The 12530-nt window shown below is 56.1% G+C and carries 13 protein-coding genes; 10 read left to right on the forward strand and 3 right to left on the reverse strand.

All coding sequences use genetic code 11. From position 1 onward, the window contains the following. Positions 1-160 precede the first annotated feature (160 nt). From ACR0MQ_RS03565 to ACR0MQ_RS03610, 10 genes are all read left to right on the forward strand, one after another. Positions 161-1651 (forward strand): replicative DNA helicase, encoded by a 1491-nt coding sequence (locus ACR0MQ_RS03565; protein WP_170470688.1) that lies wholly within the window; start codon positions 161-163, stop codon positions 1649-1651. 166 nt (positions 1652-1817) lie between these two features. Continuing rightward, positions 1818-2756 (forward strand): isopenicillin N synthase family dioxygenase, encoded by a 939-nt coding sequence (locus tag ACR0MQ_RS03570; protein ID WP_480605970.1) that lies wholly within the window; start codon positions 1818-1820, stop codon positions 2754-2756. A 48-nt stretch (positions 2757-2804) separates the two neighbouring features. Next, a complete protein-coding gene (gene alr / locus ACR0MQ_RS03575; RefSeq protein WP_170540097.1) occupies positions 2805-3839 on the forward strand; it encodes an alanine racemase in 1035 nt (344 codons plus the stop codon). Further along, positions 3836-4618 (forward strand): MlaE family ABC transporter permease, encoded by a 783-nt coding sequence (locus ACR0MQ_RS03580; RefSeq protein ID WP_480605974.1) that lies wholly within the window; start codon positions 3836-3838, stop codon positions 4616-4618. Before alr ends, ACR0MQ_RS03580 begins: the two co-directional genes overlap by 4 nt. Then, positions 4615-5361, forward strand: a complete 747-nt coding sequence (locus ACR0MQ_RS03585) for an ABC transporter ATP-binding protein (protein ID WP_480605977.1) — start codon at positions 4615-4617, stop codon at positions 5359-5361. The genes ACR0MQ_RS03580 and ACR0MQ_RS03585 overlap by 4 nt, the downstream gene beginning before the upstream one ends. Then, positions 5361-5753 carry a hypothetical protein gene (locus tag ACR0MQ_RS03590; protein WP_480605981.1) on the forward strand — a complete coding sequence of 131 codons (393 nt, stop codon included), beginning with the start codon at positions 5361-5363 and terminating at the stop codon, positions 5751-5753. Before ACR0MQ_RS03585 ends, ACR0MQ_RS03590 begins: the two co-directional genes overlap by 1 nt. 10 nt (positions 5754-5763) lie before the next feature. Further along, a complete protein-coding gene (locus ACR0MQ_RS03595; RefSeq protein ID WP_170773967.1) occupies positions 5764-6216 on the forward strand; it encodes a paraquat-inducible protein A in 453 nt (150 codons plus the stop codon). Positions 6217-6364: 148 nt separating this feature from the next. Further along, positions 6365-7141, forward strand: coding sequence for a DNA repair protein (locus tag ACR0MQ_RS03600; RefSeq protein WP_480605984.1), 777 nt, complete (start codon positions 6365-6367; stop codon positions 7139-7141). Between the two features lie 121 nt (positions 7142-7262). Then, a complete protein-coding gene (gene radA, locus ACR0MQ_RS03605; protein WP_170470696.1) occupies positions 7263-8627 on the forward strand; it encodes a DNA repair protein RadA in 1365 nt (454 codons plus the stop codon). Between the two features lie 40 nt (positions 8628-8667). Then, positions 8668-9249: a CvpA family protein gene (locus ACR0MQ_RS03610; RefSeq protein ID WP_010440366.1), complete on the forward strand. Its 582-nt coding sequence runs from the start codon at positions 8668-8670 to the stop codon at positions 9247-9249. Between the two features lie 306 nt (positions 9250-9555). Here ACR0MQ_RS03610 and ACR0MQ_RS03615 read toward each other — a convergent pair whose 3' ends face one another. The 3 genes from ACR0MQ_RS03615 to ACR0MQ_RS03625 form a co-directional block, all read right to left on the reverse strand. Continuing rightward, the gene (locus ACR0MQ_RS03615; RefSeq protein ID WP_480605987.1) at positions 9556-10569 is read right to left on the reverse strand and encodes an alpha/beta fold hydrolase; all 1014 of its coding nucleotides are present in this window, start codon (positions 10567-10569) and stop codon (positions 9556-9558) included. Positions 10570-10588: 19 nt separating this feature from the next. Then, positions 10589-12028, reverse strand: coding sequence for a glutamine synthetase family protein (locus ACR0MQ_RS03620; protein WP_480605990.1), 1440 nt, complete (start codon positions 12026-12028; stop codon positions 10589-10591). Positions 12029-12129: 101 nt separating this feature from the next. Continuing rightward, positions 12130-12528, reverse strand: a complete 399-nt coding sequence (locus ACR0MQ_RS03625) for a cupin domain-containing protein (protein ID WP_010440369.1) — start codon at positions 12526-12528, stop codon at positions 12130-12132. Positions 12529-12530 lie beyond the last annotated feature (2 nt).

Here is a 12530-nt window from a genome sequence, read left to right on the forward strand (position 1 = left end):
GCAATGCGATCCAATCGCACAATATGTTGACGAGCAACCTCATCATCCTTCAATATGATGGGGTCTGGAGATATGCACAGCCTATCCCCAAAAACATACAATTTGCCCCGACTCACGGGGCTCGGCTATGGAACATGCCCAAGGGGCATAGAGAGCAGCAATGAACGAGATCAGCAGTATCGAGCAGGCAGCCGCACAGATTCAGAATCCGGAAACAATGCCGCACTCCATCGAGGCCGAGCAGCAGCTTCTGGGTGCGATTCTGACGAACAACGATCTGTATGATCGCGTCGCATCGATTATTGGGGCTGAGCATTTCTATGATCCGGTTCATGCGCGCATCTACGAAGTCGCATCAACTCGTATCGCAAAAAATGCGCTGGCTTCACCCGTCACGCTAAAATCATTCATGGCTGAAGATGAGGGTCTGAAAGAACTGGGTGGTCCGGCCTATCTGGTAAAACTGGCGGGCGCTTCAATCAGTGCCTTTGCGGTGCATGACTACGCCCAGATGATCTATGACCTTGCCATCCGACGCGAGTTAATCCGTCTGGGCCGGGACATTTCGGACAAGGCAGCGCGGGTCGATGTGGCCAGTGAACCCAAGGAACAAATCGTCGAGGCCGAACAACAGCTCTATCAGTTATCCGAGCAGGGCCAGACCGAACAAGGATTTCAATCCTTCCTTAAGGCGGTCACAGAAGCCGTCAACGTCACCAACGAGGCGTACCAGCGCGGTGGCGGTATGGCGGGGATTTCCACCGGTCTGGCCGATCTCGACAAGCAATTGGGCGGGTTGCACCCATCCGACCTGATTATTCTGGCCGGGCGTCCGTCGATGGGTAAAACCTCATTGGCGACCAACGTCGCGTTCAACGTGGCCAAGGCTTACAAGCGCGGGCAGAAACCCGATGGCAGCGAAGGCGCAGTTGACGGCGGTGTTGTCGGGTTCTTCTCGCTGGAGATGAGCGCCGAACAACTCGCGGGACGTGTACTGGCCGAAGCCTCGGAGATTTCTTCGCACAAGATCCGCCAAGGCGACATGACAGAATCCGAGTTCCGTCGCTTTGTGGATGCGGCCAAGGAATTAGAAGCCTGCCCGCTGTTCATTGACGACACCCCCGCCCTCCCGATCTCTCAGCTTGCAGCGCGTGCGCGGAGGTTGAAGCGTACGCATGGGTTGGATTTGCTGGTCATCGACTATCTGCAACTCTGCCGGGGCATGGCTGAGAACCGGGTCAACGAGATTGCCGAGATTTCGATGGGCATGAAGGCCATCGCCAAGGAACTGAACATCCCGGTCATTGCCCTGTCACAGCTCAGCCGTCAGGTGGAAAACCGCGACGACAAGCGCCCACAACTGTCAGACCTTCGGGAATCAGGATCGATCGAACAGGACGCTGACGTGGTCATGTTCGTATTCCGCGAGGAATACTACAAAGAACGCGAGAAACCCGGCGATCACGAGTTGGAAAAGATGGAAGAGTGGAAGCAAGCCATGGAGCGCCTGCATGGCAAAGCCGAAGTCATCGTCGGCAAGCAACGCCACGGCCCCATAGGCACGGTAGAGCTTTCGTTTGAAGCCCAGTTCACCCGCTTCGGAAATCTGGTCAAACCTTGGCAGCAGGAAGGTCAGATCGATGGATATTGACGTTTACCAAATCTCAATGAACTAATCCTGCTATGCGGTATTCTCTTCAACCTTTGCCACGTCGCGTCATACTCGCACGCCACTACGGACATCGGCGCAAACGCTTTGCGGGATAGATCGGGGGCACGCTTCGCCCCTGAAACCATCCCAACAAAGCGAGAGAGAAATGACAGAATTCACAGAAATCCCGGTCGTGCGACTGGGTGAACGATGTGACGAGGAAATCGCCAACGATTTCCGCGCTGCCTACGGAACAACCGGCTTTGGATATATTGTTGATCACGGTATCGACCAAGCCCTGATTCAAACTGTCTTCGAAGCCTCCAGGCAATTTCACGCATTGCCATTGTCCGAAAAACAAGCAATCGCGGTCGATACAACCCATCGCGGCTATATTGCCATCAATACGTCGACGGATGTGAACTCCTCCCTCGCTGATGTCACCAAACCCAATCAATCCGCCAGTTTCATGATGATGCGCGAGGACGCATCCGTTGATCCGAATATCTATCTCTCTGGCCCCAATCGCTGGCCAGAATTGCCGCAGTTCCGTGATACACTTGAGACCTATGTCGAGGTCATGTCCGGATTGGGCCGCCGACTGATGAGGATTGCACTTTTGGCGTGCGGGACAACTGATTTCTCGATCCTATCGGCCTTTGACGAGCCTACTATCTGGTTGCGCCTTCTGCACTATCCACCGCAGCCCAATACCAGTCCGGACGACCTGTTCGGTTCTGCGCCGCATACGGATTTCGGATGTCTGACCTTGCTGGCCCAGGATCAGGTCGGCGGATTGCAGGTTCAGACACCTGCGGGAAACTGGGTCGATGTTCCGACAAACCCGGATGCGTTTGTCGTGAATGTGGGCGACATGTTGCACCGCATGAGCAACGGTCAGCTCATGTCAACACCTCACCGCGTTATCAATCGCTCAGGGCGTGAACGATACAGCGTTCCCTTCTTCTTTGATCCGCATGTGAATACAATCGTTCAACCTCTACTTGGCACTGGTCATCCCAGGTACAACCCCCTGATATTCGGAAATTTCCTGCGTTCTGAGCTAGAAGCAGCTTATGAGGCGCACAAACCAGGCAAAAATTAGATCAATCCCCCCCTTGACGTCGGCCGCACAATGGCATGAACAGCTTTTATGAGTACCGCACATCTTACGATTAATCTGCACGCACTGACACATAACTGGCGTGCGCTCGACGCAAAAACCAACGTCGAAACCGGGGCTGTCGTAAAGGCCGACGCCTACGGATTGGGTGCCGAACCCGTCGCTTGGGCTTTGGCCGAAGAAGGGGTGCGCAAGTTTTTTGTCGCTGTCGCCGAAGAAGGTGCGGTCGTACGTGAGGCGGTTGGCCCCGGCCCACTTGTCGCGGTCTTTTCAGGCCATATGGAGGGCGACGCTGATCTGTTGCGCAATCATGCTCTGACACCTCTGCTCAACTCCCCCGAACAGTTCAAACGCCATCGAGAGGCCTTGCCCGACCACCGCTTCGGCATTCAGCTTGACAGTGGAATGAACCGTCTGGGGCTTGAGCCTGCTGATTGGGCAGAACTGCGCCATGAGGCCCTTGCGCTGAATCCGCTAGTGGTTATGTCTCATCTGGCTTGCGGGGATGAACCGGAACATCCGATGAATCAGCAGCAGTTGCGGACTTTCAAACAAATGACTGATGGGGTGGATGCACCGCGTTCGCTTGCAGCCACCGGTGGCACATTGATGGGACCCGAATTTCACTTTGATTTCTGTCGTCCGGGGATCGGCTTGTATGGCGGGCTGCCCTTTGCCGGGGCCAAACCGGTTGTAACCGTCGATCTGCCCATCATCCAAGTGCGCGATGTCTCCGTCGGCGAAACCGTAGGCTACGGAAACAGTTGGACCGCGCGCCGGCCGTCCAAGATCGCAACCGTGGCGGCAGGTTATGCCGATGGGCTGCATCGTGCCATTGGCGGCGGCATTGACGCATTCGCTGGTGATCAGCCCTGCCCGGTGGTAGGACGTATCTCGATGGACCTGATCACCGTGGATGTTACCGACTTGCCATACACTCCTGAACGCCTGCGTATCCTGAACGGGCACCAAACCGTCGATGATCTGGCCGAAGCCGCCGGAACCATCGGTTATGAGATACTGACTTCACTCGGCAGCCGCTATTCCCGAGGCTACGTGGAATGAACCCCATCTCATTGCTGGGTGAGCTGGGACGCGCCGTACTGAACATGCTAGCCGCGTTTGGCCGCGTCGCGCTGTTCGCGCTCGACGCGGTTTCACATATTTTCCGACCTCCGTTTTATCCACGTGAGTTCGGCATCGCCCTGCTGAATATCGGCTGGCTGTCCCTACCCGTGGTCGGCCTGACCGCCATCTTCACCGGCGGCGCGCTGGCGCTGCAGATCTACGCCGGTGGCGCACGTTTCAATGCCGAAGCTGTGGTGCCCCAGATCGTCGCCATTGGCATGGTGCGAGAGCTTGGACCGGTGCTGGTCGGCCTGATGATCGCCGCCCGCGTGACGTCTTCGATCGCCGCCGAGATTGCGACGATGAAAGTGACCGAGCAGATTGATGCTTTGGTCACGCTCTCCACCCACCCGATGAAATACCTCACCGCCCCGCGCGTGCTGGCCGCCCTGATCACGGTTCCAGCGCTAGTCGGGGTCGGAGATATCATCGGCATTGCAGGCGGTTACACTGTCGCCACGCAAAATCTGGGCTTCAACCCGGCGGCCTATCTGAAGAACACTGTCGATTTCCTTGAACTACGCGACATTGTCTCGTCGCTGGTCAAAGGCGCGGCCTTCGGCGTGATCGCCGCCATCATGGGCTGCTACTACGGCATGTCCTCGGGCCGCGGCGCGCAGGGCGTGGGCCGCGCCACCAAAGGCTCGGTCGAGGCCGCCGCCGTCCTTATCCTCGCCGCCAATTTTGTCCTCACAGGGGTGTTCTTCTCGCTATGATCCGGATGGAGAACGTACATAAAGCCTTTGACGACAACCACGTCTTACAAGGCATGAACCTTGAGATTCCCAAGGGTACCTCAATGGTTATCATCGGTGGTTCGGGCACCGGTAAATCCGTGGCGCTGAAATGCATCCTTGGCCTGATAAAGCCTGATAGCGGCATGATCTATGTCGACGGCAAAGACGCCACCAAAGGCGACCGCGACGCGTTTCTGGCCCGTTTCGGGATGCTGTTTCAGGGGGCCGCGCTGTTTGACTCCCTGCCCGTCTGGCAGAACGTCGCCTTCCGCCTGCTGCGCGGCTCGTTGAAACGCCCGGCAGATGAGGCGCGCGAGATCGCCATCGAGAAACTGCGCCGTGTGGGCCTGAAGGCCAACGTCGCCGACCGCTTCCCGGCCGAGCTGTCCGGTGGCATGCAAAAACGCGTCGGCCTCGCCCGCGCCATCGCCGCCGAGCCCGAGATTATCTTTTTCGATGAGCCCACCACCGGCCTCGACCCCATAATGTCCGGCGTCATCAACGACCTGATCCGCGAAATCGTGACCGAGATGGGCGCCACCGCGATGACCATCACCCACGACATGAGCTCGGTCCGCGCGATTGCCGACAACGTGGCCATGTTGCACGGAGGCCTGATCCAATGGACCGGCCCGGTCAGCCAGATGGACGCCTCAGGTGATCCTTATGTCGAGCAGTTCATCAGCGGGAGTGCAGAGGGGCCGATTGAGGCGGTGCGGTAGTGGAATTCGTGAAACTGCTCATTGAACAGCTTCCGTTTCTCTACTTCATTTCGGTTGTGCTAGCTTGGTTTACCATTCATTTCATAGGCGAGAAGTCGGGACTCCCGCGCTCGCTGCGAACCGAAGTCATTTTCGTTCCTGTCATAATCTCCGCTTTGCAGGGTGCCTTTCCGGGAATGCTCGCGTCGATTCTATTGGTAAAAACGCTGAACATTGAAGAACCGCTCTCGGGTATTCCTTTGTCCGTTGGGTATGTCATTTCAGGACTTCTGCTGCATCGGAAACTACTTGTCACTGTCGCAGACAAAAGAATGTCATATGGCCTTGTTGGCGGCATTACCTTGCTGTTCATTGTGGGTTGGATGGTTTCCGTCCGAAACATGATCAACTAGCGTATCGGATATGACCCTCCGCCTCGCCACCCTCTCCCTCCTGATCCTCTACCCCATCGCGTGGTTCGCACCGCTGATGCGCGCAGGCCTCTTGCCGATCTTCGGCCTCAGCGAAATCAGCGTCATCACCGGCCTCCAGTCCTTGTGGAAATCCGACATCTTCCTCGCGCTGGTCGTCACCGTCTTCGCCCTCTTCGCCCCCTACATCAAAACCATCGGCACTGCGCTTGTCCAATGGGATATGTTGGACCCACGGGTCCAACCCGCGCTCAACATCCTGGGCAAATTGGCGATGGCCGATATCTTCCTCATCGCGCTTTACATCACACTGGCCAAGGGCATCTCCTACGCGACCATCGAAACCGCGTGGGGTCTCTACCTGTTCACCGGCTGCATTCTCGCTTCGCTTGCCTTGGGCCACATTACAGAGATGACATCCGGATCACGAAAATCTCAGACCTAATTGATTGAAAACAGATTTCTGAGTAACATCTTTATATTTCGAGCAGTCAGTTTTGTAGTTTGCGGGTCCGTAGCGGACCACCCTAAGTTTATTTACCCCTCCGCTTCGGCCCGGTTTGTGTACCGGTTGAAGAAGGAGAACGACGATCATGGCCGCCCTCCACACAATAACATTGCAATTTCAGAATACCTTATTAAGGCTCACTTTTTTCCTGATCTGCGCCGCAGCATTGTTCGCGGTGACGACCACCATTTTATCCGCGTTTGGCATCCTCCCCTGGCTCTCGTTGCAGGCCGGTCTCAGCACCGGTGCAACGATTGACGCAGGTCTATATGTTCAGGCCGGATTGACCGCCCTGATCCTGATGCTGGTCTTCTATCTGCCATCAAACGCACGCATGATGGCGCTTGAAAACACCCATCGTAAGTTCACGATGAACATGCAGGACGTGGCCGGGGCCTATCAGGTCGCTCATGCCGCCGACCGCAGCGGTGCATTTGCGTTGTCATCCGAATTCGATGCGGTGAAAGAGCGTATGGCTTTTCTGCGCGATCACCCTGATCTGCAATCGCTTGAACCGCAGGTTTTGGAACTGGCCGCACAAATGAGCCAGATCAGCCAGGAGCTTGCCGATACCTATTCCGAGGCAAAGGTCTTGCGCGCCCGAACCTTCCTGCAGCAAAGGCAGGAAGAGATCGAGCAGTTTCAGCATCGCATAGAAGAGGCCCAGATTATCCAACACGAACTGCGCCAATGGACCCGAGATATCGAGATCGAAGAATCCATCGCCAAATCCCAACTGGCGCGGCTAAGGGACGAGTTGTTCGACCTGCTGCCCGAACTCTCGGCACAACTGCAATCGCCTAACGACGATAAATCCCCCGCCAGCGTGGTCGCCATGACCCCGCCGCGGGCTGCGGAATAGGCGCGATCAGCGCCTGTCGCGAACGATGGTCCGCAGGGCCTGAGGACGCGGCACGCTATCGGCGGTGAGGAAAGCCCGCGAGGGCTTGAAGAACCGCCCTTCCTCGGGCACGAAGGGCGACATGGCAAAGACACAATCCTTCACCTGCTCCGCCTGCGGTGCCTCACATACAAGATGGTCCGGCCGCTGCGATGGCTGCGGCGAATGGAACACTATCATTCAGGAAGCGCCCCTCTCAGCTGGACCGGCCAAGAAATCGCTGGGCGGCAAGCGTGGCCAGTCGATCACGCTCTCCGATCTTTCGACCGAGGAGACACCCCCGCCCCGCACCTTGTGTGGAGTTGAAGAACTCGATCGTGTCCTCGGTGGCGGCCTCGTCCCCGCCTCGGCCCTATTGGTGGGGGGCGATCCTGGCATCGGCAAATCAACCCTCCTGCTGCAGGCTGCCGCGCGCTTCGCGCGCAACGGTATCAAAACAATCTATGTCTCAGGTGAAGAGGCCAGCGCGCAGGTCAGGATGCGTGCACGTCGGTTGGGTTTGGAAGAATCTCCCGTTCAACTGGCAGCCGAAACCAATTTGCGGGATATCCTCACCACGCTAGAGGCCGAAAAACCCGGCCTCGCCATCATCGACTCGATCCAGACCATGTGGGCAGACAATGTAGACAGCGCACCAGGCTCAGTTTCACAGGTTCGTGCCGCCGCGCATGAACTGACCACTTTTGCCAAACGCCACGGCGTTTCGATCATCATGGTCGGCCATGTCACCAAAGAAGGCCAGATCGCAGGTCCGCGTGTGGTCGAACATATGGTCGACACAGTGCTCTATTTCGAAGGCGAACGCGGCCATCAATTTCGTATTCTGCGCGCGGTAAAGAACCGCTTTGGCCCTGCAGATGAGATTGGCGTTTTTGAGATGACCGGCAAGGGCTTGGCGCAGGTCACCAACCCCTCGGCCCTCTTCCTTTCCGAACGCGGCACACCGAGCCCCGGTTCGGCGGTGTTCGCAGGCATTGAAGGTACCCGCCCCGTGCTGGTCGAGTTGCAAGCGCTGGTTGCTCCATCGCCTCATTCGCAGCCCCGCCGTACCGTTGTGGGCTGGGATAGCGGACGTCTTGCGATGATCCTTGCGGTGCTCGAGGCCCGCTGCGGCATCCCCTTTGCTGGGCTCGATGTCTATCTAAACGTCGCCGGAGGACTAAAAGTCAGCGAACCTGCCGCAGACCTCGCCGTGGCCGCAGCGCTGCTAAGTGCCCGTGAAGATACTGCCCTACCCGCCGATACCGTCGTTTTCGGAGAAATCTCGCTATCTGGGGCACTTAGACCGGCCCCTCAGACAGAAAACAGGTTGAAAGAAGCGCAAAAACTTGGTTTCACAGCGGCAATTGCTCCGGCGGGTGGCAAAACTGGCACTGTGGCAGGTCTGACACTCACCCGACCCTCTGATTTGGTGGGGTTTGTTGGCGAAACGTTCGGAGCAGGTTAAAGTCGCGCCTTGAGAGGCAGAAAACGAACAGGCGAGGGCCATGGAAGGTTTTACAATAATTGACGGGGTTGTGGCCCTGATCATCGTGCTGTCGGGCTTGTTGGCCTATTCGCGTGGTTTCATGCGCGAGGTTCTCGCCATCGCTGGCTGGGTTGCCGCTGCCGTCCTGGCCTTCATCTTCGCGCCGCAGGCCGTGCCACTGGTCAAAGAAGTGCCCGTCGTCGGAGAATTCCTGCGCGACAGTTGTGAGCTTTCGGTTATCACCGGCTTTGCCGCCGTTTTTGCTGTTGCCTTGATCGTGGTCAGTATCTTTACACCGCTGTTCTCTTCTCTGGTGCAGCGTTCGGCGATCGGTGGTCTGGATCAGGCACTTGGGTTCTTCTTCGGCATCGCACGCGGCATCCTGCTGGTTGCGATTGCCTTTTTTGTCTACGACACCGTAATGACCGGCCAGTCTTACACGATGGTCGACGAAAGCCGCTCGGCAAAAGTCTTTGAACAGTTCAGCGGCAAGATCGAAGAACAAAACCCCGAAGCCGCGCTGGGCTGGGTCACCGCTCAGTACGAGGAGCTGGTCGCAAGCTGCACTGCAGATAATTCAACGGACGCATCCGACGGCTGATCACGCCATTTAGGCCTGTAATAAGGAACGAAGTGATTAATCCACCCCGTTCCGGCTCTTGTCACAGACCATGCTAGCTGGTCTACGACAAGTGCGCAGTGTAGCTGTGAGCTCAATTGGACCAGTGTAGCGGTTGGTATTAGCGACTGCTGCACGTAATAAAGCGGACTTTTGAACGTCAAAGAAATAACCCTAACTGTTCAAAGCTGGCAGTTTGCGTTTTGGCTGCGGTTGTTTTGCCCTTCATTCGAAGGAAAAAACGGGTGATTTGTGAATTTCTACCTCCCAGTGGTTCAACAACAAGTGCTACCCTTCAAGAAGTTCACGAATATTGGCATCTAGCTGCGTCGTGAAGTCCTTGTCACTTCTTGGGTTTGCAGCGCAATGGCCCCAGGGCGAATGATGCGGGCGAAAGATGGCGTTGGGCATGAAGCTGGCTTCAATTTCATTGTCTTCTGGTGGAAAATATAAATCCTGCGTGCAAGGCATCAGGATGGCACGAGCTTTGATGGCACCCAGTGCCAGTTTGTAATCCCCATTGTAAAGCGGTCCGGCAGAGATATCGCCTGCCTGCCAAGTTGCAAGCTTTGCCAACAAATCGTTGGCATCCCAGCCCTGCTCATGATCACGCTCCCAATCCTGCAACAACTCCTCGATAGTTTCGAAACCCATCTGCCGATAAAGTCCCTCGCGATAAAAGGTCTGAGAGAAAGCCCAGCCTGCGTAAACTCGACCAAAGGCCTTCAGCCCTGCTTCGGGTGGGCTGTCATAATTGCCACCGTTCCAATTTTGATCCGCGCAAAGGGCAGCCTTAACCCCTTCGAGAAAGACGAAATTGTGTGGAGAAGTTTTGGCTGAGGCACAGAATGGCAGAATCGCCTGAACCATGTCCGGGTATTGCGCTGCCCACTGGTAGGACTGACAGCCCGCCATAGACCAACCCGCAACAAGGGCGATTTTTTCGATCCCCAGATGTTCGTGGACCAACCGGTGCTGGGCAGCAATGTTGTCCCACATCTGTACCAGTGGAAACCGCGGCCCGTCCTGCGGTGCAGGCGTATTCGATGGTGATGACGAACGTCCATTGCCAAACAGGTTGGGGCTAACGATGAAATGCCGCACCGGATCAATCGCGCGACCCGGACCAAAGAAGCCTTCGTTGCGGGTATTTGTGCCGGTGTAAAATGTCGGCAGAACGATGACATTGTCACCTGCCGCAGACAATGTGCCGTAGGTCTGATAGGCGAGCTTGGCATCCTTGAGCATCTCACCCGACAAGAGCGGAAGGTCACCCAACTCGTAGATCTGATAATCCGCCATTGTCTGGCACTTCCCGCTTTTAGTAGAGCCGAAGGTATTCCTGCACTTCCCAATCGGTGACCGATTGGTGGTATCGCTCCCACTCATCATTCTTGTATTCTAGGTAGGACTGACGCATCACGGGGCCCATCACATGTTCTGCCATGGTGTCGCCCCGTAAAGCCTCGATCGCATTGAACAGAGTGCGAGGCAATCGACGGATCCCCAGTTCAGCAAGTTCAGCTTCGGTTTTTGAGTAGAGATCAAAATCCGTTGGTTTGCCTGGGTCGATCTTGTGTTTGATCCCCTTAACACTGCAACTCAGATGCATCGCCATTGCCAGATAGACATTCATGGTCATATCGCAGGCGCGGTTTTCGATGCAATGGCGGCTTTGCGGCAGGCGGAACTGGGCAGAGCGATTGTTGAAACCATAGGTGATATTGGTCGGAGCCCAAGTGACAGTGCCACCCTCAAATCCACCTACGCGAGGCACGAGACCATTATAGGAATTCACGGTCGGACAGGTGATCGCGGTGATCGCTTCGGCGTGCTGCATCAACCCGCCAACGGCCCAGCGGCTTTCGTCGCTCCATTCCCCGTCGGGGGTTTCAAAGATGTTTTCACCGGGGCGGCTCTCATGTTGCATCGACATGTTGATATGCGCACCCGATCGCCAGTCGCCAACTGTCGGTTTTGGCATAAAGGTTACGAACATCCCGTGCTTTTTTGCCACCTCTTTCAAGGTGATCCGCAGAAACGCCAGACGGTCGGACATCTCCAGCATGTTGGTATAGTGAAAATCCAGTTCGAATTGTGAATACGCACCCTCGGCGACTACGTCATGCAGGTTCCAACCCAGACCTTCGATGATGTCGATCATGTCTTTCAAAAATGCCATCGAGTCGATCGAGTATTCAACGTCATAGCCAAATGCCTGACGGCGTGGACGGACCCCGATAGCAGGGTCGTCGTCAAAGGCCTTCACTGGTTGGCCGGCATCGTCATATTTCATCACGATGAACTCGGGTTCGACACCGGCATAGCCTGTGTATCCTTCCAGCGCAGCCTCGTGCATGGCGCGTTTCAGGGCCTGACGCGGGCAGACATTGTAAGGTGCGTCTTCCCAATACAGATCGGAGAAGATGATTGCCATCGATGTGTCCCACGGACAGACGTAGACGGCGTCAAGATCCGGCACCACCACCTGATCGCTGTCAGCGGGGCTGAGTTCGGGCACGTAAGAAATCGAATGCACCGCAAATTGCGGTCCTTTTCCAAGGCAAAGCGGTTCAAAATCGCTCATCGGGACGGGCTTGGTTTTTGGAATGCCGTGCAGGTCGATCCAGGCAGCCATCACATATTTGACGCCAGCCTCTTCCAAACGTTGTTGAACTTCTGGGATACGCGGGCGATTCCGCTCCACAGCGTTGTGAAATGTCTCGTAGTAAATACGGGCGTTGGCATTGTCCTTGGGCATTCGGCGTCCTCCCATCGAATAGCAATCGGATTTGCTTCACCGAGGTGACACCTCGGTGTTGGTTCAGGTTTCGTTTGCTCGGTCACACGGCGGAAAAATGTTCAGCCGGGAACAAAATCGTCAGGGTCGATGCCGGGAACTTGTGTGATCCCCGCCAGTTGTTTCCAGTTGTGTGGGTAGGCAGCATAGAAGATCACGCATTTGCCGTCCGCCTCGTAGGAAATGTGATTGTCCTTGGGTACAAACAGCACGTCACCACGATTGCAGACATAGCTTTTGCCGTCGCAAACCAGTCGGAAAGTCCCTTCAAGGCAATAAATGATCTCGTCGCAGGTCAGATCCCACGGCACCTTGATGTTGTTCAGAACGTTTATGCCACCGCACATCGACTTGCTGAACTCGCTGGTCACCATCGGTTTAATGTACGTATCGCTGTCGCCCATCGTGTCGTAGCGTTTCTGAACCAGGTCGAATTTAAAAAGTTGAGGTGTATCACCCATTG

This window comes from Ruegeria sp. AN6 (assembly GCF_056540425.1).

Coding starts and splice junctions, on each gene's coding strand:
- ACR0MQ_RS03565 (WP_170470688.1), top strand. CDS start 161: ATGAACGAGATCAGCAGTATCGAGCAGGCAGCCGCACAGATTCAGAAT.
- ACR0MQ_RS03570 (WP_480605970.1), top strand. CDS start 1,818: ATGACAGAATTCACAGAAATCCCGGTCGTGCGACTGGGTGAACGATGT.
- alr (WP_170540097.1), top strand. CDS start 2,805: ATGAGTACCGCACATCTTACGATTAATCTGCACGCACTGACACATAAC.
- ACR0MQ_RS03580 (WP_480605974.1), top strand. CDS start 3,836: ATGAACCCCATCTCATTGCTGGGTGAGCTGGGACGCGCCGTACTGAAC.
- ACR0MQ_RS03585 (WP_480605977.1), top strand. CDS start 4,615: ATGATCCGGATGGAGAACGTACATAAAGCCTTTGACGACAACCACGTC.
- ACR0MQ_RS03595 (WP_170773967.1), top strand. CDS start 5,764: ATGACCCTCCGCCTCGCCACCCTCTCCCTCCTGATCCTCTACCCCATC.
- ACR0MQ_RS03600 (WP_480605984.1), top strand. CDS start 6,365: ATGGCCGCCCTCCACACAATAACATTGCAATTTCAGAATACCTTATTA.
- radA (WP_170470696.1), top strand. CDS start 7,263: ATGGCAAAGACACAATCCTTCACCTGCTCCGCCTGCGGTGCCTCACAT.
- ACR0MQ_RS03610 (WP_010440366.1), top strand. CDS start 8,668: ATGGAAGGTTTTACAATAATTGACGGGGTTGTGGCCCTGATCATCGTG.
- ACR0MQ_RS03615 (WP_480605987.1), bottom strand. CDS start 10,569: ATGGCGGATTATCAGATCTACGAGTTGGGTGACCTTCCGCTCTTGTCG.
- ACR0MQ_RS03620 (WP_480605990.1), bottom strand. CDS start 12,028: ATGCCCAAGGACAATGCCAACGCCCGTATTTACTACGAGACATTTCAC.
- ACR0MQ_RS03625 (WP_010440369.1), bottom strand. CDS start 12,528: ATGGGTGATACACCTCAACTTTTTAAATTCGACCTGGTTCAGAAACGC.